This window comes from Mediterraneibacter flintii, from assembly GCF_055387595.1.
Map to the genome: position 1 here is coordinate 2,716,723 of NZ_AP031405.1, position 24,853 is coordinate 2,741,575.

Here is a 24,853-nt window from a genome sequence, read left to right on the forward strand (position 1 = left end):
GGTATAAAGGAAATTCCTCATACACCCGTCTTCGTGCCGGTTTCCGGCATTATAAACTGCTAATTATTATAACGGGTCGCTTTCCTTTTGTAAAGTGAAAGCAGCAGCTGAATTTACTTACAATTTAATTACAGTAAAGTATCTAGTATCTCTAAGGATTTGAATTTTTTATCTATGTATATAGCGCAATAATGTTCCATGATTTTCCCAAGTTGATTCAACACCTTTTCAGATACTGTAAATGTATATAATTTCTCGATTTTACTGCTTTCTATATATTGCATGCTATATAAAGTGGAGTTATCTGGTACAATCTTATCTATCACATCTTGACCGCATTTCCTGCACACAAGCCCGCCCTTTTTTGCACTGAACTCCATATTTTTTTCCTGACTGCCGCAGCCTACACACTGAAAGACCTGCGGTCCCTCCCCGTTTATGCTCACCGCTTTCAATTCAAATATATATCGGACAAGCCGATTTGGAATATGTGGATTCGATATCGCCTTCAAGGTCTGATAGAGAAGTTTTAACATGTCCCTCTCATCATTTCGTTCTCGTGTATAATAATTGGCAAACTCCAAAAAATAAAACCCATAATATGCTCCTGTAATATCTTCTCTTAGCTCTGCGAAATAATTGGATATATTGGCAGACTGTATTGTATAGGAGGTTCTGCCCTCATACATCACAAATTCTCCGAAGCTAAAAGGATTCACAGCGCCAATAAGGGGGCTGTTCGGTCGTCTCGCCCCCTTTGCAAATGCAGAAATCTTCCCGTGTTCTTTTGTCAGAAGCACAACTCTTTTGTCATATTCACCAACTGGCGCTGCGGACAGCACCATTCCTGTCAAAACAATCTGATTCACTCTCTATGCCCCATTTATAAGTATTTCTCGTCTCATTTGCTGCTTCTTTTCTCTGTTCCTGTCTATAGAGGAGATAATCCTCTACTTTCCCCGTCAGCATAAATTGCTTCCAGTATCTTTCTTCCATCGGCTCACCTCTTCATATGTGTTACTGTTAGGTTCCCCGATTCATACGCAGGCTATACCACGCAAAAACTACCAGTCTTTTTTGCGCAAAATGCCTTGACAGCTTCAAATTTCTTCTTGTCTGTAACCAAAATTTTTCATTAGGAAATCACTGTCACGCCAGTTTTTCTGTACTTTTACCCACAGTTTCAAATTCACTTGACAACAAAGCAGTTTTTCTATTTCATAGCGCGCGGCAGTTCCGATTTTTTTCAGCATGCTCCCCTGCTTTCCTATAATAATTCCTTTATGGGACTCCCGTTCACAGATGATTGTCGCGTCGATGTGCATCACTTTCTTCTGCTTTTTCATTCTGTCGATTGCCACAGCGATTCCATGCGGAATTTCCTCCTCCAGGCAATGCAGTGCCTTTTCCCTAATCAATTCTGCCACAATCTGACGCTCCGGCTGATCGGTCACTGTCTCATCGTCATAGAACTGCGGCCCACTGGGAAGATATTGAAAGATCACCTTTACCAATTCATCCGTATTCTTCCCGTTTCTTGCAGATACCGGCACGATCTCCGCAAACTCCAGCTCCCTGCGGTATGTATCGATCGCCTGCAGTACCTCCTCTGGTTTTACCATATCTATCTTGTTGATAACGAGAATAACCGGCGTATGCACTTTTTTCAGCTGCGCGATAATGTGCTGTTCTCCTGCCCCTATAAAGCTGGTCGGCTCTACAAGCCACAGTATAACATCCACCTCTCCCAGCGTATGCTCCGCTACATTTACCATATATTCTCCCAGCTTATTCTTCGCTTTATGTATACCAGGCGTATCTACAAATATAATCTGTCCTTCCTCCGTCGTCAGAACTGTCTGGATTCTGTTTCGGGTCGTCTGGGGCTTATTTGAGGTAATCGCGATCTTCTGTCCGATCAGATAATTCATCAATGTAGATTTTCCTACATTTGGCCTGCCAATCAGCGTCACAAATCCTGATTTGAAATTTCCCTTCATTCCTGCTCCTTTTCTACTCAAAATCCGCCTGTTCAAGCTTTCCTTGAACAGGCAGACTTACTTAAAATAATGTCTTTATTTCCATAAATAGCTCTTTTGCCGCCTCTATTTTGTCTTCTCCGCCGATCACACAGAGCATGTCAGCATTTAAAAGAGCCTGTACTACCCCCGCCAGCGCACGGATATCCTCCTGATCTGCTGTAAGAATTTCTTCTCTTTCCCGACGAATCATATCCTCTGACACATGATTCATATACAGATTCATAGAACGTTCCCCTTTCGCCGCAGGCGTCATAGGACGATCGATATTGCTGATTGTCCCGATAATATATTTGTCCATATCTCTTTCACTGACAGTGAAATTCTTCAGATACTCCACAACTCCCTCGTAGACCTTTATCGTCTCTTTTAAATTGGGATCTCTGTAAGAAACAAGATACCCCTCGCCTATCCGGTTAAAGTTGCTCATACAGCCATAAGCGCCGCCCTTTACCCGAATATTCTGCCACAGATAATCATAGCTTAAAATCACTTTCAGAATCTGCAGCGCTCCGCTGTACTGGGCTCCCTCATCTATAAAATTTCCTACCCGCGCCACATATTGTACTTTTGAAGAGGTTTTAAATCCTTCATTTTTCTTTTTCACATGAAGAACACAATTTCCTTCTCTTTTTCTGTCCCCTTTATATAAGGTATGCTCTATTTTCTCAAATGCCTGTATAACCGGCTCTATTTTGCCCTCTGATGCAGTATAGCTAATCATCAAATTGTCCGATCGGAAAAGTCTTTCTGCAATGTCTTTCAAATTGTGAATCAACTCTCCCTTTCTTTCTTCAAAATGCTCTTCTATCTCTTTGACAACTTCATAAAATCCGATTCCGTCTGTATCATCTTTAAATTTCGCCATAGGCGACCCATAAGACAGAGCACGCAAGGCTGCTGTCGTATGACCGGATGCCTGGAAGGACATAGCAAGCCTGGATTTGAGCATTGCAAGAATTTCTTTCAGGCGCTTTTCGTCGTCCAGCTTTGACTCCATCAGAATCTCCCGCATCATAGAAAACAAAACGTCCATCTGCGAATAAAGTGCCTTGCCCTTCATCTCGAATGTTGCTTTAAATGCTTTTTCTTTTACTTTCACAGCGTCTGCGTACAGCTCCAGCGATGTTCCAATTCCGCCTGTATGCACATTGATTTCGTTAAATAATTCTCCGTATTCATAATGGCTTGTATCAATAATACCAAGTACACTTTGCAGAATCCCTACATACGGTAAGAGCTCTTCTTCTATTTCTGACAGGTCAAACATCAGTGTCACGTAGCCGATTCCATTCGTCTCTACCTTATGATATACCAGCGGAACCTCTCCGGCTTTTCTCTCTTCGTTATATATCGGAGCAATTTCTCTGGTAATATCCTCCCTTTTCAGCACTGGTATCTTTGCCAAATCTTCCGGCGCGGATTCTTCCTCCTGATAGTTCACAAGCGCGGCAGTATCCGACACAAGCTTTTCAATTTCCTGATCGCTTAAGCCCTCTTTATAAGCTTTCAGCCTTTCTCTCAGTTCCTTTTCCATACGCGCTGTGCGCCCTCTCTCTGGTTTGATTACAACAATCGACGCATGCGTATTTTCCAGAAGGTATGTTTTTATCAATTCCTCGAAATATCCCGTTTTTATCTGCTCTTTCAAAAAATGAAAGGTTGGGATCGCCTGCATATGGATAAATGGCTTTGTATCGTCATACAGCCAGCTGTCGAACAGCTGAAGCCCATACATAAGCCCCTTCGGATAATTCCCGAAGTCTGCCTCTCGGAAACGAAATTCATGGTAGTTGATGCCCGCCTCCAATGCCTTTTTATCCATTCCATTTTCCACAATCTTTTTCAGTGTATCTTCGATCACTTCCACAAATTTTTGTTTCTGTTCCAAGTTCGCGTTTTTTGATATTACGGAAAAAATCGGCTGATAAATCCCATTGTCATAGGAGCCCATGATGTCCTTGCCGATTCCTGCATCTAAAAGAGCCTTCTTAAGTGGTGCACCCGGTGCAGATAAAAGTGCATAATCTAGTATCTGGAATGCAAGATATAATTTTTCATCCAGTGAGGTTCCAATTACTTTATTGTAAGAAAGATATGTGTTATCCGCTTCTGACTCTTCACTGGAAATTGAGTATTCCATCTCCACTTCTTTGACCTTGTCAAAAGGAGCCTGGTATCGGATTTCTGAATCCACTTCCTTAGCATCAAAAGCCGAAAGATAGTTTTCGTCCAGCCACTTTAGTTTTTCTTCCATATCCATATTTCCATAGAGATAGATATAACTGTTAGAAGGATGATAATACTTTCTATGGAAATCCAAAAATTGCTCATATGTCAATTCTGGAATTACCTCCGGATCTCCGCCAGATTCATTTGCATAAGAGGTATCCGGAAAGAGTGAATTTAAAATCATACGGTCCAGCACACCCTCCGGAGATGAGAAGGCTCCCTTCATCTCATTATATACAACTCCATTATAGGAAAGCTGCCCATCCGCACTGTCCAGCTTATAGCTCCAGCCCTCCTGGCGGAAAATCTCATCATGTTCATAGATATTCGGATAGAACACTGCGTCCATGTAGACGTGCATCAGATTTTGAAAATCCTTGTCATTGCAGCTCGCTACAGGATATACTGTTTTGTCTGGATAGGTCATGGCATTTAAAAACGTATTCAAAGACCCCTTCACCAGCTCTACAAACGGATCCTTCACCGGAAAATCCCTGGAACCACACAGAACGGAATGTTCCATGATATGCGGCACTCCGGTGCTGTCTGACGGCGGTGTGCGAAATCCTATCGCAAACACTTTGTTTTCATCTTCATTCTCCATTAGCAAGACTCTTGCCCTGCTCTTTTTGTGTCTCAAAAGCACACCCTTTGACTTCAAATCGGATAAGTCTGCTTCCTGGATTACTTCATATGCTGACAACTCATATATACTCATCTGCTTTTTCTCTCCTTGTCCTATTCTCTTTTCTGTTAACAGAATAACCAAAATCTTAGATTTTGAAACGCTTCCTCGTTTTTTATACGTTATACCCTAAAGGGCATACCGTAATACATTTCCTTTGGGAGGGCGGGCTTCGCCCGATAAGGTATACCCTAAAAGGTATGTATTATTATAGCATTTTGTCTAAATCCTGAAAAGAGGCGCCGCTGTCTTTTGATGCTATTATGTCAGAGCCTGTGCCGGCAATATCCTTTATAAGTATATCCCCTGTTTTTACTGGGGCTGTGACTATCATACCTTTTAAAATTTTCATACATTCCATTATTTTTTCTTTCGGAATTTCCCGATTTGTCCGAACCGGCACAAGAGGATACGCTCCTCCTTTTACCCGCACAGTCGTCGTCAAACTTCTCATTGGATGAAAAAGTTCTTTTATAGCATACTCCTTTCCTCTTTTACAATGGTTTCCCAAGACACATGTCTTTCCATTCTCTGCAAATACCTTGAGCCTGCAGCCAAGCGGACAACAGATACAGACAAGCTCTTTTTCTTTTCCCATATCTCATGCCTCCTTTATCTGGATTTGCAAGACGGACATATTTGGATACTTCTCTGCTTCATCGCTTTTTAAGCATATCTCTGCCATCTCTCCTGGGGTAAGCACTCTTACTTTTTTTCGTGTTAAGAGCTGCCCGTCTGCCAGTAGTTCCACATAACAATTTTCAAATACAGCGGTTACTCGGAAACGTATGGCAATCTCCTTTTCCAGCCTCTGTATGTCGATAAAGGAAGGGACTGTATAGCGGATGCCTGTCCCTGCACACACAATCATACAATCTTCCCAGGCTTTTCTTACATCCTTTTGTCCGCCGCGTCCTTCTCTTACATATGCAGCCGCATGTTTTCCTGCATTTTCTGCTTCCTGGGAAACAAAGTCCACCAGATCATGCACATGTAAGACATTCCCACATGCAAAAATTCCGTCTGTACTTGTCTGAAAGCTCTCATCTGAAACAGGCCCGTTTGTAACGGGATTTAACACAACTTTCGCCTGTTTAGACAATTCATTCTCTGGTATCAGCCCTACAGAAAGCAACAGTGTATCACAGACATATTCCTCTTCTGTTCCAGGAATCGGCCGTCCGTTTTCATCTACCTGAGAAAGCGTGACCCCCTCCAGCCGTTCTTTGCCTCTGACGGCAGTCACCGTATGCTTTAGCTTCAGAGGAATCCCATAGTCGTCCAGACACTGCACAATGTTTCTCTTTAGTCCTCCGCTAAAGGGCAGAAGCTCTGCTACAACCTGCACATGTGCCCCTTCCAGCGTCATTCTCCGCGCCATAATCAGACCTATATCGCCAGAACCTAATATTACCACTTCTTTTCCAGGCAGTTGCCCCTCTATATTCACCAACCTTTGTGCAGTCCCTGCTGTATAAATCCCTGCCGGACGAAACCCTGGAATATTAAGCGCACCTCTGGGACGCTCTCTGCACCCCATTGCAAGAATGACTGCATCTGCTTTTAGTGTGCAGACCCCTCTTCTAGAATTCACTACTGTCACTTCTCTCTCTGGGGAAATATCTGTCACCATTGTCTCCAGCCAATATTCTATTTTCAACTCCTGCACTTGCTTTATAAATCGAGCAGCATATTCCGGCCCCGTAAGCTCTTCCTGAAAGGTGTGGAGGCCAAACCCGTTATGGATACACTGATTTAAAATACCACCCAGCTCTCTATCCCTCTCCAGAATCAAAATCCTGTCCACACCTTCTCGTTTTGCCGCCGCAGCCGCCGCAAGTCCTGCCGGGCCTCCGCCCACAATGATAATCTCATATTGTTCCATCTTCATTTCTCCCCTATCACCATTCGGGACTTGCCGCCCTTTTTCGTTATTTCTTCCCACGCAATATTCTGTTCACGTGCCAAAATCTCCATCACCTTTGGAGTACAAAAGCCTGCCTGACATCTTCCCATGCCCGCGCGGGTTCTTCTTTTTACACCGTCCAAAGACTTGGCCCCGAGGGGGCGGTGTATGGCATCGAGTATTTCCCCTTCTGAAATCTTTTCACATCGACAGATCATATTTCCATAGGCGGGCTCTTTCTGAATCAGCTCGTTCCTTTCTTTTAAAGAAAGTTTTTCTGGATTCAGAATCCCTTTTCTTGTCTTTTGAAACTTTTCATTTTCTTTTAGTTTTAATTTATTTCTTACTATCTTTGCCACCATCTGTCCAATTGCCGGAGCGCTGGTAAGTCCTGGGGACTCAATTCCCGCGCAGTCTATAAATCCAGGGGCATCCTCTACCTCCTGAACAAGAAATTCATGTCCATCCTCATGGGCACGCAGACCTGCAAAACTGGTAATCACTGCTTTTGTGGGAATATGTTCTACCGTAAGACGTGCTTTCTCCTGCACTGCCCAAAGTCCCTCTGCTGTAGTATCCACCCCGTCTCTGTCTTCTATATCCAGTGCGGTAGGGCCACACAGCAGATTTCCATGCACAGTTGGGGTTACAAGCACACCCTTCCCCAATTTTCCAGGCAATGCAAATATTGTACGCGTAACATGCTCTCCTGCCTCTTTATCATAGAGCAGATACTCCCCCTTTCGAGGGGTAATATGTATTTTTTGCCTGCTTACCATATTGTGAAAAACATCTGCATAGACGCCCGCCGCATTGATAACCGTTTTTGTCTCATAAATTTTTCCTGTACCAGTTGTCAGCTTCCAGCCATCTTTCATTCGTTCTATCTGCTTTACCTCCTGTTCAAGGTAAAATTCCACTCCGTTTATGCAGGCGTTTTCTGCCAGTGCTATCGTAAGCCCAAAGGGACAGACAATCCCTCCCTCCGGTGCGTAGAGGGCGCACACCGCTTCCTCTGAAATATGTGGTTCTAAGGAAAGCAGCTCCTCCCTCTCAAGAATCCGCAGATGTTTTACTCCATTTTTGATTCCTCGCTCATATAGCTCTGCCAGTCTGTCTCTGTCCGCACGATCTGTACATACCACAAGAGAACCATTTCTCTTAAAAGGAAAGTCCAGTTCCCGAGAAAGTTCCTCCATCATACGGTTTCCCTGCACATTCAGCTTTGCCATCAAAGTCCCCGGCCGCGCGTCAAACCCTGCATGCACAATCCCACTGTTTGCCTTAGATGTTCCACTGCAGACATCCTCTTCCTTTTCCAGCACGCACGCCTTTATTTCATATCGAGACAGTTCACGCGCCACCGCACAGCCTGTCACTCCAGCGCCAATGATCACTGTGTCATACATCTTTTTTCTCCTTCCCGTCTTTTTCTTTCAGAAATATTTCTACTGCTTTATTAAAGGCTTCTGGGTTTCTTTTAGCTACAAAATGGTTTCCTTCGATCAAGACTAATTCTGCGTCAGAAAGATTTTCGTATATCTGTCGGGTGTGTTCCTCCTTAATCATGTCCTTCGTCCCTGCAATCACCAATGTCCGTACTTTTACCTTTTTTAATTCTGACGGCTCAATATTTGGATCGTGTACCATAAGCCCGAGCATTTCTGCATTAGCTGCTGCCCTGCTGCTTACTCTGGCGAAAAGAGAGGCCATCCTATATCCCACAATAATTGGAATCTGCACTGTCGGCTTTACTCCGTCTCCCTTTAGATTCGCTCCGTTTAAAATCAATTTTTTTACATACTCCGGATAACGCATTGCAAAAATAAGCGCAATGTTTGCACCGTCTGAAAACCCTAATATATTTGCTTTCTTGATTTTCTTCTCTTCCATAAAATCATGCAAATCCTCTGCGAACTGCCGTATGCAAAAATTAGCAGTTCCTCTCGCAGACTTTCCATGCCCGCGCGTATCTAATGCAATCGCACAGTAGCTTTTCTTGAAATATGCTATCTGTTCATCAAAATACGTGCTGTCCTCTCCATTTCCATGCAGCAGAATCAACGGTTCTCCGCTGCCTTCTTCACGGTAAAAAAGTTTTATCTCCATTTGTTCTATTCTTCCTTCGCCCATCCATATGCATATTTGACCGCTTTCTTCCATCCGGCAAGCATACTTTTTCGTCTCTTGGCTTCTATCTCGGGCTCAAATGTCCGGTCAACCGCCCAGTTCGCTTTTACCTCCTCCTTATCCTTCCAGTATCCTACAGCGATTCCTGCAAGGTAAGCGGCTCCCATTGCTGTCGTCTCCACACACTGGGGGCGCTTTACAGGCGCATAGGAAAGGTTTGCCTGCGTTTGCATAAGAAAATTGTTTGCACTTGCCCCGCCATCCACCTTCAATGCGGCAAGGCGGATTCCAGATTCCTCCTCCATCACTTCTAAAACATCATTCACTTGGTAGGCAAGGGATTCCAAAGTAGCGCGTATGATATGGTATTTATTGACGCCCCTTGTAATCCCTACGATTGTTCCGCGGGCATACTGATCCCAGTAAGGCGCTCCAAGCCCTGTAAAGGCTGGTACCACATAACAACCATTCGTATCCTTTACCTTCTGCGCCATATATTCCGAATCCTGTGAGGAGTCCAAAAGGCGCATCTCGTCCCGCAGCCATTGTATCGCTGCTCCAGCAACAAAAATAGAACCTTCCAGAGCATAATTGACTTTTCCATCCAGTCCCCAGGCGATAGTTGTCACCAGTCCCTTTTCTGAAAAAACAGGTTTTTCTCCTGTATTCATAAGCAAAAAGCATCCGGTACCATACGTGTTCTTTGCTTCTCCCTTTTCAAAACAAGTCTGCCCAAACAATGCTGCCTGCTGATCTCCTGCCGCACCCGCAATCGGTATCGGCGCCCCAAAAAAGCTTGCATCCGCCTCTCCGTATATGCAGCTTGATGGCTTTACTTCTGGGAGCATACATACCGGTATATTCAGCTCTTTCAAAATCTCTGCGTCCCACGTCAGGCTATGAATATTAAAAAGCATTGTCCTGGAAGCGTTCGAATAGTCCGTTACATGCACTGTCCCTTTTGTCAGCTTCCATATCAGCCACGTCTCCACAGTGCCGAACAAAAGCTCTCCGCGTTCCGCGCGTTCCCGCGCCCCTTCTGTATGATCCAATATCCATTTTATCTTTGTACCGGAAAAATAAGCGTCAAGCACCAGCCCTGTCTTTTTTCTAAATTTCTCTGTCAGCCCTTTTGCCTTCAGGCTGTCGCAATATGCAGATGTCCTTCTGCATTGCCAGACAATCGCATTTCCTATAGGTTTTCCTGATGTCTTGTCCCAGACAATTGTAGTCTCCCGCTGATTCGTAATTCCAATCGCCGCAATATCTGCCGCTGTGGCATGAATATTCGCCATCGCGGTCATCGCTACTTCCAGCTGCGTAGACCATATTTCTTCTGGATCGTGCTCCACCCACCCAGGTTTTGGGAAATACTGTGTGAACTCCTTTTGTGCCACACTGCATATCTCCCCTTTCTCATTAAATAAAATACAGCGGTTGCTTGTTGTTCCTGAATCCAATGCCATCACATATTTTCTCATAATTTCCTCCCTGTGGACTTCTGCTTTTTTCCTTCTTTCATTATATGGAAAATACCTGTAATTTACAACACTTATCCCACCTTATACACATTCCTTCTTCTCCATATATCTGACGCCACATTTCTCGGCAGTCGCACTCTTGTCTATTTTTGTCCAGATAGTATATAATATAAAGAACGATTACAGCCTATCGGAAATATTGATTATCAGAGGAGATTACCATGCGTACTACAAATGACACTCTGCTGCCCTGCTCACCCGTACAGATTCTTACAGAAAAACAGTTCTGTGAAAAATATCCTTTGGCCTCCCGCCGTATTTTCTTAAATGAGGGACTTGTCCATGCCCGTTTCTGCAAAGCAGAACAGTTAAGCAACGGTGTTGCAGGCACATTTGCCATACCAGATAAAAAGAAGCCCGTAAACGGCAAATTCACATTCGGCTATTATCTGACCTCAAAACTTTTGATTTTTATCGATGATTCTGGAAATGTACAAGATTTTATAAAAGAGATGAGAGACCTGCCGCTTACCGATGCTTCCTCTCCCTGCCTCTTTTTATTTGATTTTCTAGAATTCCTTTTGAAAGATGATATGATATATCTTCTGGATTATGAAGAAAAGCTGACAGATTTAGAAGAACAGCTATTAAACAAAAATCTCTCTGACTTTAATCGTACGATCCTCTTTGTCCGCAAAGAATTATCCGCATTCAGCGCATATTATGAACAGCTCTCTGATTTAGGAGAGACCTTCCAAAAGCTGGCTGCTGAAAAAGAACAGCAGAGAGAACGTCTGCTGTTCGGCCTTTTTTCCGACAAAGCAGACCGCCTTCACTCTACTGTTCAGATGTTAAAAGAATATTCTATCCAGTTAAAAGAAATGCATCAGACACAGATCGATCTGCGCCAGAATGAAATTATGAAAGTTCTAACTATTGTCACAACTGTCTTTATGCCACTCACTCTCGTCACCGGATGGTACGGGATGAATTTCTATAATATGCCGGAGCTGTCTTACCGGTATGGATATCGTATTATATGTATTGTATGCCTTGTTATTCTTTTCATAGAGCTTTGGATATTCATCATAAAAAAATGGTTCAAATAACTCCTTTTTGCAGCATAATATTTGCATAAAGAGCAGACTCAGATGTGGCAATAACCGCATATGCTTTTTTAGCCTCCTCATAGAATGCAAAACGTTCTATGTTTCCAACAGTTGTCTCTCCTCTGTCGTCATACTTTCGTATCATTTCTTTATACACATCCCATATAGGAGTTTCCACTGTATCTCCCTGCATTACTTCCATAAGGCTGACAGGCTTTTCCACATAGGTATCCAGTGGAAAAACCTGTAGGATTGCCTCTAAAAGCTCCGGAATGTTATGCCCGTCACATCTTATGACAACTGCATTTTTCCCAATCGACTCCACTGGAAAATTCCCGTCGGCGATGACCAGCCTGTCACTATGCCCCATTTCGCAAAGTACTTTCAAAAGCTCTGGTGATAAAATTCTGGGTATCCCTTTTAACATTTCATTTCCTCCTTGTTTTGGCTTATTTCTGTTCGGCAAGGGCTGCCGACTTTTTTTGAAAAATAAGGGTGCAGAAGCTCCGCACCCTTATAAAATATACCTGTTCCTTTTCTTTGTCTGCCAATATGTAGATACGCCTATTCATACAAGCAGGCAGCAATTTCTTCATCATCAATATTATCGGCTGTATACCACAGAGCTCCTGTATCCACATCTGATACTTCTTCCCCGTTAGCTGCCTTTACTGCCAGTTCTACTGCCTGATATCCAATCTGTACTGGATTCTGTGTGATAGAGCCTGCAAAAATACCATTTCTTACAGCGTCTAATTGAATCTTACCAGCATCAAATCCCACGCCAATGATTTTGTCAGCACCCAGTTTATCAAGACTCTCATTTGCTGTTATGATATTCTTTGCTGCAAACTCATTAGAGCCATAGATTGCAACAAGATCTGCCTTATTGAGCAATGTATTTGCTACTGTTACGCAGGCTGCGTCTTCTACTGTAGCAGGAATACCTACTTCAAGCACGACTTTTGCTCCGTCTACTTTATTGTTATATTTGTCGTGTCCTTCTACAGAAGCTTTATCTTCTCCGATAAGGCTTACCATTTTATCAATAAAACCAGCTGTTCTGTCGATGATAGATCCGGAGGTCGCATCCTGAGAAACCACACCGATTCTTACAGTCTCAGAAGGATCTGTCACTTTATCCTTGATCAATTCATACATATTCTCTGCTGCCATCTCGCCTGCCGCATAGTTGTCTGTAGCCGCATTGGCAACGATCGTATCATTTCCCGGTACTCCGGAGTCAAAGCCAACCACCGGTATATTCTGGGAAGCCGCCGTATCTAAGGCTCCCTTTACAGATTCCGGATCCAGAGAAGCAAGAACAATCGCGCTTGGCTTTTTGTTGATCGCGTTATTTAACTGTTCTACCTGCTCTGCTACCGCAGACTCGTCCTTCGGTCCTACAAAGTTCATCTTCGCCCCGTATTTCTCTGCCGCCTGTTCAGCGCCGGAATTTACCGCTTTCCAGAAATCATGCTGAAATCCTTTCGCGACTACCTCGATTGTCACATCTGAGCCCGATGAAGAACCGCTGTCAGATCCAGATGTTCCCGCGTCTTTCTGATCTTTGGAGCCACATCCAATTGCCAGAGATGCCACCATTGCCGTGCATAATAATACACTCAAAATTTTTTTCTTCATAGAAAATCCTCCCTTTTCATTTTTGTTTTCTTGCTGCTATCTGAATATCTGCCTTGCAGATACCGATGCCTTTTTTATACGGACGCTGCTTTCCTTCTGTTCAATACATCTGCGAATACCGCGAATATCAGGACGAACCCTGTGATAAACAACTGGTAATGCGGCTGCAGTCCTACAAACGGAAGCCCTGTCTTTAAAACTGCCATGATAAACACACCGATCAAGGTACCGGAAATAGAACCATTTCCTCCCGAAAGAGAAGTTCCTCCAATTACCACGCCCGCGATTGCATCCAACTCGAATCCGTTTCCGGTTCCCGGCATAAGCGTGGAATACACCGCCGCGTAGGAGATTCCCGCAAGTGCCGCGAAAAATCCACTGAATGTATACGCCAGAGTTTCCCATTTTACTACATTGACACCAGAAAGCCTTGTTGCTTCCTTGTTGCTTCCAAGCGCAAGTATATACCGCCCTGGTCTTGTCTTATTTAAAATTACAGCCATCAGAACCGCCATAATAATCAGTAGAATAAACCCTGTTGGAATTCCCGCCGGAAGGCTTGCTGTCTTAAACTTAAAAATATTGTGGAACCAGGCTCCCGCCACATCTCCCTGAGGGAACGTAACTGTCGCAGTCCCTGTTACAATAGAACCAAATCCACGCGTAATCATCATGGTGCCGAGTGTGGCGATAAACGCCGGCAGTCCCATCACAGATACCATTAATCCGTTCGCCACGCCGATCAGAGTACCAATTACTAAAATAATGATCAGCACCGCCGCCATCGGAACACCCTTTTCAAACAGCGTTCCACCAATCAGAGAACAGCAGATGCAGACTGTACCAATAGAAAGGTCAATTCCGCCGGTAATAATGACAAATGTAACGCCAATCGCCATAAAGCCTATGTAATAAGATGAGTCAAAAATACTTACCAGCGTACTATACTGGAAAAAGTTATCTCCAAAGATACTAAAGAAGATATACAGCAGTATCAATGCAAGCACTGCAACCATCTTCTGTGTTTTTAATGTTTTTTTCATTTTCTTTCTTCCTCCCTATTCTCTCATTGTCGCCGCATGCATAATATTTTCCTGTGTCGCCTCAGAAATATCTAATTCTCCTGTTTTGCGGCCCTCACACATTACTACAATTCTGTCGCTCATACGAAGGATCTCCGTCAGCTCTGACGAAATCATAATGATGGATTTTCCTTCTTTTACCAGTTCATTCATAAGTGAATAAATTTCACTTTTTGCCCCTACGTCGATTCCGCGCGTAGGTTCATCGAAAATAAGGATGTCGCTGTCCCTTGTCAGCCATTTTGCGATAACAACCTTCTGTTGATTTCCTCCAGATAAGTTCTTTACAAACTGACGCACAGACGGGGTTTTTGTCTTTAGCGCGTCTACGTAATTCTGAGCCGCCTTCTCTTCTTTTTTCTTGTCAATAAAGATACCGGACATGAAATTTTCTAGAGATGCCATTGTCGTATTTTCTGTCAGTGTCTTCTCTACAATAACACCATATCGCTTTCTATCTTCCGACAGATATCCGATTCCATGCTTTACCGCATCCTTCGGGCTTTTGATCGTCACTTTTCTGCCATGTACATAGATGTCTCCGCCCTCAATCTTGTCCGCGCCAAAGATTGCCCGCGCGGTTTCCGTTCTTCCCGCACCCATGAGACCGGAAAACCCGAGAATCTCTCCTTTGCGAAGTTCAAAGCTTACATCCTTTACCATCTTTCCCGCGCGCAGATGTTCCACTTTCAGTACCACCTCCGCGTCCGCCGGAACATTGCTGACCTCTTTCGGATCTTCATATACGACACGTCCTACCATCATACTGATGATGTCGTCTTTCGTACACTCCTTAGATACCAGCGTTCCTACGTATTCTCCATCCCGCATGACAGTCACTCTGTCTGTAATTCTTTTGATTTCATCCATACGGTGCGATATGTATATGATCCCAAGGTCTTTTTTCCGCAGATCATCAATAATCTTAAATAATTCATTAATCTCCGTCTCTGTCAGCGCCGCTGTCGGTTCGTCAAATACAATGATTCTGGCATCTGTCGAAATCGCCTTTGCAATTTCGCACATCTGCTGTTTTCCGACTGTCAGACGTCCCATTGTCTCTTTTGGATCAATATCAATATGCAGCATATCAAACAGACGTTTAGCTTCCTCCGCCATCTTTCCGTCATTGATAAGCTTCCCATTCATTTTTTCGCGTCCGATAAATATATTTTGTGCTACCGTCAAATGGTTCATCATATTTAGCTCCTGGTGCACAATCACCACGCCTGCCTGCTGTGCTTCTTTCGGATTTTTGTATTCCACTTCTTTTCCATCATATATAATCGTCCCGCTGTCTTTACTGTAAATACCTGTCAGGATTTTCATCAGCGTGGATTTGCCCGCGCCGTTTTCTCCCATCAGGGCATGCACTTCCCCTTTTCTCAATTCTAACTGTGCATTTTTCAGCGCATGTACTCCAACGAAAGATTTATCAATATCTTTCATCGTCAAAATCACTTCTCCCACTTTCTCACCTTCCATTCTTCTTCCCTGTTACTTACTTTTGTTATATTTATTATAATTTTCGCCCAACATGGCTTGAATAGAATATCTTACAAAAAAAGGTAAATATCTTCCTTAAATAGAAAGATATTTACCTTTTTATAGTAAAATATTCACTTTTAAATTTCACTTATCTCCTGTGTACACCGGAAAAAGTAGTTTCTGATTTTCTTTTGTATAAATCGTTTCTCTTGTCACCAGTTTACAGCCTGAGTCTACGTATGTTTCGTATTTTTTCCCCTTTTCTGTTTCCATTCCTATTTTAATTCCAAGATAGCCCATATCAAACGCACGCTGGATTACCAACCCTTCGATCAATCCAGATTCCAGCATTTGAATTTCTTCCTTTGAATTATCAAATCCTACAATTTTTACCTTTTCTTTTAATCCCATATCCTTTATGAGCCTTGCCGCGCCTACCGTAGCATACTCATTTGTTCCTATTATCACTGTGATTTCCGGATGTGCTTTCAGCATTTTCTTTGTCTCATCATACGCAATGCTGTAATTGGATTCTCCATAGACTGTCTGTACAATCTCTCTTCCGTCCTCTTCTAAAACCTTTTGTACGCCTTTTTCCCGTTCCTTTGCCGTAGAACTCCCCTTCACATGGCTTACGATTCCAATTTTTTCTTCTGGACTGCAGATGGATAACGCATACTCTCCCAATTCTCGCCCTGCTTCATAATTATCTGTAGATACAGTACAATCCGCAATATCCTCCGACAATTTGGAGTCGATCAGTACCAGTGTAATGCCCGCCTCCTTGATCTTTTTTGCTTCCGGCAGTATCTGTTTTTCATCCGCAGGTGCCAGCGCGATTACATCCGGTTCCTTTTCTATCGCTTCTCTGATCAGTTTTTTTTGCCTGTCTACATCTTTCTCTCGTACAGGCGCCATCCATTCATATTCTGCCCCATACTCGTCTGCAGCCATCTGTGCCCCTTCCACAAGTGAATTCCAAAAATCAATATCATCCTGAGTCTTTGAGACAAAAATCACCTTCAGAGCTTTCTCCTGCCGAGTACTGACGTACAGTGCCACTCCTAATATAAGCAAAAGCAGCAGGGCGATTATTTTCTTCTTTGCTATCTTTCTAATTCTCTCCATCTGCTGCCTCCTCTCCTGCCGGAATCCTTACATAAACAGTCGTACCTGCACCCTTACTACTCCTGTAAAGCAGCCCATATTCCGTTCCGTAATAAAGCTGTAAACGGTTCTGCACATTATATACGCCAATGCCGCCAATTCCCGGCTTATATATTTTTTTATCAAAAATATGTTGCAATTCTTCCTCTGTCATACCTATCCCGTTGTCCTGTATCTCAATTACCACGTCTTTTTCTTTATAATAGCCTCTGATAGTTATTTTTCCAGAACCTTCTATATATTTAATTCCATGATAAATCGCATTCTCCACCAGCGGTTGCAGTGTCAGCTTCACAATTTTTTCCTTTTCCACTTCCTCTTCCAGCTTAATATCAAAAGAAAGTTTATCCTTATAGCGCATCGATTGAATGGTGAGATATGTCTCAATATATCCCATCTCCTGCTTAATCGGGACAAATTCTTCCTCATTCCCTATGCTTTGCCTGAACAGACGGGATAATGCAGAAGTCATACGCACAACCTCCTCGTTGTATTTCCCACTTTCTGCCATCCAGATAATAGAATCCAATGTATTATAAAGGAAATGCGGATTAATTTGCGCCTGCAGCGCCCGCATTTCTGCTTTCCTTTTTTCTTTTTGTTCCTTTACATTTTGTTTCATTAAGCTTTGTATTTCCTGCACCATTATATGAAAAGACTCTCCCAGTCCTCTGATTTCTGCCTGCCCGCCTTTTTCTGTCATCAGTGCACTTTCAAAATGACCTTTTTCTACTTCTCTCATAGCGGCATCCAGAGATACAATCGGCCTGGTGATCGTCCTTGACAGAAGCCGAGCCAAGAACAGTCCGACTGCCAGGAAGAACAGCGCCAAAAACATATAAATCCTTTTTAGTTCCTGTCCTTCTTTTAGAAGCTCCGACATATAGGATACACCTACCACTATCCACCCTGTATCTTCAGAAGCAAATGCCGTATAAAGCTTCCTCTCCCTGCCTGTTCCCGACACGAAACTGCCTTGATTGCCTTCTGTTTCCCTTTTGAGCACTTCTTCTATAAGCTCTGTCTTAAGCCCACTGTAAAGTAGCTGTTGCTGCGGATGATAAATGATTTCCCCTTTTTTATCGAGAACATAGATGTACCCCTTTTTCCCCAAGCTTACAGAGCTACATAAGCTATCTATCGTTGCATAATTCATATCGATCAAAAATACGCCTTCTACTTCTTTTGTATCCTGGTTTTCAATTCCCCTGCTCAATGTAATTACCCAGTCATATTGGTTATATATCATGTTCTGTACATGCGAGGGAGTAATATAAATTGCTTCTTTTTCTTCCTTGACCGCCTTGTACCATTCCTGCTCTGAAAGGGATATATACGGATTCAGCGTAGACGCGCCCCGATTAATCACACTTTTCCCGTTGTCTCCGAGCACCGCAATGTTACGGATATCCTTTCTTGTGTTTAGAATTGTGCGGAACTGATCTGTGATGCGCATGCAGCTTTCCTCCCTGACATTTTCCGGCAGCCTTTCCTGGAATAAATACTTCTGTATGTCCCTGCTGCTGTATACCATGGAAGAAATATCTTTCATATAATTCATGTAAGAATCCATATCATTGTTAACTTGCCGGATCAACTGTTCGGTATATTCTTCCGAGTTCTTTATAACACTATGCTCTGTAAAACCAAGCGCCAATATAAAAAATGCAATGGAGGATACCAGAATCAAAAGCGTAAATACACCCATAACCGCTGTTTGTATTTTCATCTCCTGCAATTTCGTTTGTATCCAATGCCGCACTGTTTTTTCATATTTTATTCCTTTTTGCATACTCTTTTGGCGTCATCCCTTCATTTCTTTTAAAAATGCTTCCAAAATAATGAGCGTCACTATATCCTACTTTTTCAGCAATCTCATAGGACTTCAATTCTGTCGTGCAAAGAAGCTGTTTTGCTCTTTCCAGCCTCACCTTTGTCAGAGCTTCTATAAATGTTTCTCCCGTCTGTGCTTTAAACAAAGCGCTGAAATAGCTTGTGCTAATCGCAAGTGCTTTACTGACAGAATTCAAAGAAAGGGAAGTATCCTGATAATTCCCGTCAATATATTCCATTGCCCGTTCTGCCAGACTTTTTCCTAATTCTTCCCTATTCTTTGAAATGCTTTCTGTGACTTCCAGACAGAACTTAAGCAGTAGCTCCTCCATTTGCTCCGCCCTGCCCTGATCTACAATCTCCTCAAAGAGTGGTTTTTCCCATAGCATCATATTTTTCTCATCTATTCCCGCCTCATCCGCAAATAGACTAATTCTTGTCGTCAAGCTCTGCACATACATCCCTGTGCGCACTTTTGTCATATAAAGCCTGCGCATATCCTGAAAAAATTTTTTTACCTCCGCGCTTACACCCTCTCTGTCGTTTCTCTTCATCCGACTGATCATTTGTCTGGCGAGTTCTCCCGTATCCACCTCCGCCTTAGCATCACGGTTTATAAATTCCTTACCAAATATAAGTTCATTGTCATCAAACAGAAACGCATATTCTGATGCGCGTTTGACGTTCTCATAAGACTGCCCCAGATGCGCCAGATCCCAGACGCATTTCCCTGCAAGTATCATCACAGGCTCACTGAAAAACTTTTCCACATGTATCCGGATCACCTCTGAAATCCTCTGGATTTCCGTTTCTACCTGATAAGTACTTTCTCCGCAGAATATCAGTGTAGTTATATTACTGATGTCCTGAAATACCTCACAGCACGTCTCTTCTCTAACCAATTCTTCTATCACGTTATAGAGTACAAACAGAAGAATATCTGCAGGATCCTCCTGCCGGATATATTTTATCTGCACCACAGAAAAACATTCCCCCTCCAGGTGAATATCATAGAGGCCTATTCTTTCTTTCATATCCTGGTGTGCATCTTTCTCTCGGATCAATCGGCTTAAAAACCGTTCCTTAAAATATCCTTTGTTCTGCTCAAATGCTTCCCTCACTTTTTTCTGCTTTTCTGCATCCGCACGTTCTTTTGCAATTTCCTCATGCAGCTTTAAAAGCACCTCTTTCAATTCCCTGGCTGTCACAGGTTTCAGTATATATGCTCCAACCTGATATTGGATCGCTTCTTTGGCGTATGCAAAATTATCATATCCACTGATAATTGCCACTTTACATTGCGGGCAGTTCTCCTGCACATACTTTGCCACGTCCAGTCCGTCTGCATATGGCATGCATATATCGGTTAGGACAAGATCCGGCTGCTTCTCTTCGATTACCTTGATCGCTTCACGTCCGTTTTCGCACACCGCGCACAGGCAAAAGCCCGCGCTTTCCCAGTCCATACTTTCACTGAGTACCTCTCGTATCAGAGCCTCGTCATCCGCCAGTAAAACTTTATACAATATTTTCCCTCTTTTCTATGTCCATTTTTCATTTTACAGTTCAAACAGGTACAAGACGAATCTTTGCTATGCCTTATTTTCTTTTTCTATTATGGCATATAATTTACTTAAATGGAAAGAAAACTTCTGCACAGGTTTCTGTTTCATAACTGCGCAGAAGTTTCTATTCTGATGTTTCTAACTATACCAATATCTTTTTAAATCTCTCATACGCCTCGTCCCAGTCCTTTTTTCTATATGGGGTATATCGCTTTATATCCTGAGAACCACGTATGATTTCCCGTGCTTCCTGTAAGGAAGCAATATCGCCTGCGGCAAGTAACTGCAGAGCCACGTTTCCGAGTACCGTCGCTTCCACCGGACCGGCACTGACCACGCATCCGCACGCATCTGCCGTACATTGGCACAGCAGTGCGCTCTGCGTCCCCCCGCCAACCATATATATAGTCTGGTAATCCTTTTCGGTGCAGCTTCGAATCTCTTCCATTGCATGGCGGTATTTCATTGCCAAACTCTCATTGATACAACGCACAATCTCTCCTGGTGTTTCGGGAATATTCTGCCTCGTCTTCCGGCAAAATTTCCGTATCCTTTCCGGTAGATTTCCGGCAGGCGTAAATTCCGGTGCGTCCGGATCGATAAAGCATTTTAGAGGAGGTGCCGCTTTCGCCATCTCTTCCAATTCACCGAAGCTGAATTCTACTCCTTCTCTTATCCACTGTCTGCGGCTTTCCTGCACACACCAGAGTCCAATAATATTTTTGAGGAAAGATATTTTTCCTCCATACCCGCCTTCATTTGTCACATTATAATGCCTGGATTTCTCATTGATGATTGGCTCTGAAAGCTCCGTTCCAAGCAAAGACCAGGTTCCGCAGCTCAAAAAGATAAAATCCTCTTCTTCTGCCGGTACGGCTGCAAGAGCGCACTGCGTATCATGTCCCGCAACGGCGATAACCTCTGTTTTACCTACGGAAAGTTCTTCACATATTTCTTCCGTAAGGCTCCCGACTTTCGTCCCCGTAGGAACGATCTCTGGAAAAATCCTCTCAGGAAAATCAAAAGCATGTATGACCTCATCTGACCAGGTTCTTTTTCCCGCATTCAGCAGCTGTGTAGTGGAGGCTATGGAATACTCCGCCTTTTTCTCCCCCGTCAGAAAATAATTAAATAAGTCCGGCATCAAAAGTAGCTTATCCGCTTTCTTAAGCAGATCTTCTCTGTTTTCCATAAGAGAAAGCAGTTGAAAGACTGTATTTATTTCCATAAACTGATTGCCAGTAATGTGGTAGAACTTCTCCTTGTCTATTCGCCCGAAGCTCTTCTCCAACATCCCTTGCGTTCTTTTATCCCGATAGTGTACCGGATTTTCCAGAAGTCTCCCTTCCTTGTCAATCAGCCCGAAGTCAACTCCCCATGTGTCGATTCCAATACTTTCTATTTTTCCGCATTTTTTTGCCTTTATCAATCCTTGCTTAATTTCAAAAAACAGCCGTAAGACATCCCAATACATCGTACCATTTAAGATGACCGGATCATTAGAAAAACGATGCAACTCTTCAATCTCTATCTTCTTCCCGTCAAACGTACCGCACATTGCTCTTCCGCCGGAAGCTCCAAAATCAAACGCTAACACTTTCTTTTCCATATCGTCCTCTCTTATTTATAAAGCGGTCCATATGCAGCACACGCCCTGTAATCCTGTCCCTCTTTATCCATTCCAAACGCATTCCATGCAGACGGGCGGAAAATCTTCTCCTCCGGTACATTGTGCATTGCAACTGGTATTCTGAGCATAGAACACATCGTGATTAAATCTGCTCCGATATGGCCATAAGAAATAGCGCCATGATTTGCCCCCCAGTTATTCATCACGTCATACGCTGTCTTAAATGCCCCGTCTTTTCCGTTACATCTGGGTGCAAACCACGTACAAGGCCATGTATAGTCTGTACGTTTCCAGAGTTTGTCTGAAACCTCCTCCGGAAGATGTACCGTCCACCCTTCCGCGATCTGCAGCATTGGCCCTAGACCTTTGACAAGATTCAGACGAATCATAGTCACCGGCATCTCCGCACGTGTCGCAAAGCGGCTGGAATAACCGCCCCCGCGGAAATATCCGTTGTCCGCCGGATTCCATGTAGTGGCTGCCATAATCGCCTTTTGGTCTTCCTCTGTGACATTCCACCACTCTTTCATCACTGCGTTCCCATTCTCATCCTTTGCTTCTCCGCAGGCGTCCAGACAAGCAGCTCCAGAATTGATCAGATGAATAAACCCGCCTGCTTCCTTCGCGATTCCTTCGAGTTCATAGCCTGTGGCATTCTTTACTGCCTCTGGACTCCAATATGTACGCACATCTGCGAATATCTGTGCACGGTTTGTCAGCAGCTTCATAAATAACATTCCCAGGCCATTTAAGACATCATTCTCTGTCGCAAGAATATACGGTTCTCTTGCCCCGTTCCAATCGAAAGATGTATTTAGCATCGCCTCAGCAAAATCGGCGTTTGGATAAAAATCTGTCCATTGTCTCTGTCCCTGAAATCCTGCCGCGATCGCATTGTGCCCGATTGCCTCTTCAGAGAATTTCTCCGGCAGTTTTTTATTTCCATTCATAAGATCTTTGATAATGACCGCCATTTTCACTACGAATGCAAACTGCTCTTCTTTCTTTTCCGAGGATGCCTGTAACTCCTCCGGATTTTTATCAAATCCGATCTTACAGGTTTCTTTTGCCCATTTCAATGCCTTTTCAAATTCTTCTTTATCATAGATTCCTTCCGTCATCCTGCGGATGATCTCTACCTCGTCTACTGATTCTACCCGCATCCCAAGATAGGATTCGATAAAGTCAGAATCTATAATTGACCCGCCTATTCCCATGCAGATAGAACCGATCTGCAGGTAGGATTTCCCGCGCATGGAAGCTGCCGCAACTGCTGCCCGCCCGAATCTAAGCAGTTTTTCCTTTACATCCAAAGGAATCTCCGTCTCCTCTGCATTCTGTACGTCGTGTCCATAGATTCCAAATGCCGGCAGCCCTTTCTGCGCATGCGTCGCCAAAACAGATGCAAGATATACCGCACCTGGTCTTTCTGTGCCGTTAAAGCCCCATACCGCTTTGATTGTATTCGGATCCATATCCATAGTCTCTGAACCGTAGCACCAGCATGGCGTTACTGTCAGCGTAATATCCACACCTTCTTTTCTGAATTTATCTGCACATGCTGCGCTCTCACCGACACGTCCGATCGTAGAGTCCGCGATCACGACTTTTACTGCTTCTCCATTTGAATACTTCAAATTATCTCTGAAAAGTTTTGCCGCAGACTGCGCCATATTCATTGTCTGTTCTTCCAGAGAACCTCTCACATCCAATGCTCCGCGGCGTCCGTCTATCGTAGGACGAATACCAATTACAGGATAACCTCCGATCAATCTACTCTCTGCCATTTCTACATCCTCCTTCTTCTTTTATCCTTTCACAATGCGTTTTCCACACGAAAGGGTATACCCACAGGGCATATACCGCATTATACCCAGGTGCATATAAATTGTTATATTTTTCTTTATTATAACCCTGACAATTCAGTAATTCTTGTGATATAATAGAAAAAAATATAATTATATTCACTTTTTGTTTCTACATTTTATATAGGAGAAAATGAAATATGAAATATATTAAATATAGAGAAGATAAAAAGCATGGAACTTTTGATTTTCCGATTGAGTTTTATCATGTCACTGCAAGCCATCCGCGTTATGAAATGTCTTATCATTGGCATATTGAATATGAAATTATACGTATTCTCAAGGGTGAGTTCTTGATGACACTCAATGAATCCACATTCACAGCCCAGGAGGGAGATCTCATTTTTGTACAAAGCGGAGCGTTGCACGGAGGAATACCGAAGCACTGTGTCTATGAATGTATTGTCTTTAACCTCGGTATTCTTTTATCTCCTAATCATATCGGGGAAACATTTTTAAAAAAAATAGAAAATAGTTCTATTCAAATATACCACCACATTAGTAACTGCGACGAAGAGTTGAAAGAGATCATAAAGTTTCTTTTTGAAGCTATGAGGGGCAAATCTGAAGGCTATAAATTGACCGTCATCGGAGCTTTATATCAATTCTTTGGTTATGTCTTCAGTCATCATTATTATAAGCCTATCGGAAACGTATCGGCAAAGAACAACAGGCGGATCGAACAGCTAAAAAAGGTTCTCGAAATGATCGAGACCTCCTATGATCAATGTCTGACTCTGGATATATTAGCAAAGGAAGCCGGCATGAACGCAAAATACTTCTGTCGTTTCTTCCATGAAATGACGCACCGCACTCCGATTGATTATCTGAATTATTACCGGATCGAGCAGGCCTGTTTGAAACTCGTCACTTCCAGTGACTCTATCACAGAAGTGGCATTTAGCTGTGGATTCAATGATATTAGCTATTTTATTAAGACCTTTAAAAAATATAAGGGCATCACTCCAAAAAAATACCTGAGCGCCTCCTTTTAAAC

20 protein-coding genes are annotated in these 24,853 nt (G+C 43.2%); 2 read left to right on the forward strand and 18 right to left on the reverse strand.

All coding sequences use genetic code 11. The features are described 5' to 3' along the window. Positions 1–128: 128 nt before the first annotated feature. The 9 genes from recO to glpK all read right to left on the reverse strand — a co-directional run bounded on the left by recO (position 129) and on the right by glpK (position 10,473). Positions 129–869, reverse strand: a complete 741-nt coding sequence (gene recO, locus ACZ5C4_RS12845; protein ID WP_464521344.1) for a DNA repair protein RecO — start codon at positions 867–869, stop codon at positions 129–131. Further along, complete coding sequence (locus tag ACZ5C4_RS12850; RefSeq protein ID WP_464521345.1) at positions 817–996, reverse strand: hypothetical protein; 180 nt, start codon at positions 994–996, stop codon at positions 817–819. Before ACZ5C4_RS12850 ends, recO begins: the two co-directional genes overlap by 53 nt. Positions 997–1,100: 104 nt before the next feature. Then, positions 1,101–2,000: a GTPase Era gene (gene era / locus ACZ5C4_RS12855; RefSeq protein WP_464522350.1), complete on the reverse strand. Its 900-nt coding sequence runs from the start codon at positions 1,998–2,000 to the stop codon at positions 1,101–1,103. A 61-nt stretch (positions 2,001–2,061) separates the two neighbouring features. Next, the gene (locus ACZ5C4_RS12860) at positions 2,062–4,989 is read right to left on the reverse strand and encodes an insulinase family protein (protein ID WP_464521346.1); all 2,928 of its coding nucleotides are present in this window, start codon (positions 4,987–4,989) and stop codon (positions 2,062–2,064) included. A 175-nt stretch (positions 4,990–5,164) separates the two neighbouring features. After that, entirely contained in the window at positions 5,165–5,554 is a 390-nt protein-coding gene (locus ACZ5C4_RS12865) for a DUF1667 domain-containing protein (RefSeq protein WP_464521347.1), read from the reverse strand. Between the two features lie 3 nt (positions 5,555–5,557). After that, positions 5,558–6,841 carry an NAD(P)/FAD-dependent oxidoreductase gene (locus ACZ5C4_RS12870; RefSeq protein WP_464521348.1) on the reverse strand — a complete coding sequence of 428 codons (1,284 nt, stop codon included), beginning with the start codon at positions 6,839–6,841 and terminating at the stop codon, positions 5,558–5,560. 2 nt (positions 6,842–6,843) lie between these two features. Then, entirely contained in the window at positions 6,844–8,271 is a 1,428-nt protein-coding gene (locus ACZ5C4_RS12875; RefSeq protein ID WP_464521349.1) for an FAD-dependent oxidoreductase, read from the reverse strand. Continuing rightward, positions 8,264–8,971 (reverse strand): alpha/beta fold hydrolase, encoded by a 708-nt coding sequence (locus ACZ5C4_RS12880; RefSeq protein WP_464521350.1) that lies wholly within the window; start codon positions 8,969–8,971, stop codon positions 8,264–8,266. The genes ACZ5C4_RS12875 and ACZ5C4_RS12880 overlap by 8 nt, the downstream gene beginning before the upstream one ends. A 5-nt stretch (positions 8,972–8,976) precedes the next feature. Then, entirely contained in the window at positions 8,977–10,473 is a 1,497-nt protein-coding gene (gene glpK, locus ACZ5C4_RS12885; RefSeq protein ID WP_464521351.1) for a glycerol kinase GlpK, read from the reverse strand. A gap of 221 nt (positions 10,474–10,694) precedes the next feature. Here glpK and ACZ5C4_RS12890 point away from each other — a divergent pair, with 221 nt between their 5' ends. Further along, entirely contained in the window at positions 10,695–11,582 is an 888-nt protein-coding gene (locus tag ACZ5C4_RS12890; RefSeq protein WP_464521352.1) for a magnesium transporter CorA family protein, read from the forward strand. Here ACZ5C4_RS12890 and ACZ5C4_RS12895 read toward each other — a convergent pair. The 9 genes from ACZ5C4_RS12895 to ACZ5C4_RS12935 form a co-directional block, all read right to left on the reverse strand. Beyond that, positions 11,575–12,009 carry an RbsD/FucU family protein gene (locus ACZ5C4_RS12895; RefSeq protein ID WP_464521353.1) on the reverse strand — a complete coding sequence of 145 codons (435 nt, stop codon included), beginning with the start codon at positions 12,007–12,009 and terminating at the stop codon, positions 11,575–11,577. The genes ACZ5C4_RS12890 and ACZ5C4_RS12895 overlap by 8 nt on opposite strands. Before the next feature lie 137 nt (positions 12,010–12,146). Further along, the gene (locus ACZ5C4_RS12900; RefSeq protein ID WP_464521354.1) at positions 12,147–13,226 is read right to left on the reverse strand and encodes a substrate-binding domain-containing protein; all 1,080 of its coding nucleotides are present in this window, start codon (positions 13,224–13,226) and stop codon (positions 12,147–12,149) included. Between the two features lie 74 nt (positions 13,227–13,300). After that, on the reverse strand, positions 13,301–14,269 hold the full coding sequence (locus ACZ5C4_RS12905) for an ABC transporter permease (RefSeq protein WP_186876815.1): 969 nt from the start codon (positions 14,267–14,269) through the stop codon (positions 13,301–13,303). A gap of 15 nt (positions 14,270–14,284) precedes the next feature. After that, entirely contained in the window at positions 14,285–15,778 is a 1,494-nt protein-coding gene (locus tag ACZ5C4_RS12910; protein ID WP_464522351.1) for a sugar ABC transporter ATP-binding protein, read from the reverse strand. Positions 15,779–15,940: 162 nt separating this feature from the next. Continuing rightward, positions 15,941–16,924, reverse strand: a complete 984-nt coding sequence (locus ACZ5C4_RS12915; RefSeq protein ID WP_464521355.1) for a substrate-binding domain-containing protein — start codon at positions 16,922–16,924, stop codon at positions 15,941–15,943. Continuing rightward, positions 16,911–18,692: a cache domain-containing sensor histidine kinase gene (locus tag ACZ5C4_RS12920; protein ID WP_464521356.1), complete on the reverse strand. Its 1,782-nt coding sequence runs from the start codon at positions 18,690–18,692 to the stop codon at positions 16,911–16,913. The genes ACZ5C4_RS12915 and ACZ5C4_RS12920 overlap by 14 nt, the downstream gene beginning before the upstream one ends. 40 nt (positions 18,693–18,732) lie before the next feature. Continuing rightward, the gene (locus ACZ5C4_RS12925) at positions 18,733–20,322 is read right to left on the reverse strand and encodes a response regulator transcription factor (protein WP_464521357.1); all 1,590 of its coding nucleotides are present in this window, start codon (positions 20,320–20,322) and stop codon (positions 18,733–18,735) included. Between the two features lie 181 nt (positions 20,323–20,503). Further along, positions 20,504–21,970, reverse strand: coding sequence for a rhamnulokinase (locus tag ACZ5C4_RS12930; protein ID WP_464521358.1), 1,467 nt, complete (start codon positions 21,968–21,970; stop codon positions 20,504–20,506). A gap of 11 nt (positions 21,971–21,981) precedes the next feature. Next, complete coding sequence (locus tag ACZ5C4_RS12935) at positions 21,982–23,778, reverse strand: L-fucose isomerase (protein ID WP_464521359.1); 1,797 nt, start codon at positions 23,776–23,778, stop codon at positions 21,982–21,984. Between the two features lie 218 nt (positions 23,779–23,996). Here ACZ5C4_RS12935 and ACZ5C4_RS12940 point away from each other — a divergent pair, with 218 nt between their 5' ends. After that, positions 23,997–24,851, forward strand: coding sequence for an AraC family transcriptional regulator (locus ACZ5C4_RS12940; RefSeq protein WP_464521360.1), 855 nt, complete (start codon positions 23,997–23,999; stop codon positions 24,849–24,851). Positions 24,852–24,853 lie beyond the last annotated feature (2 nt).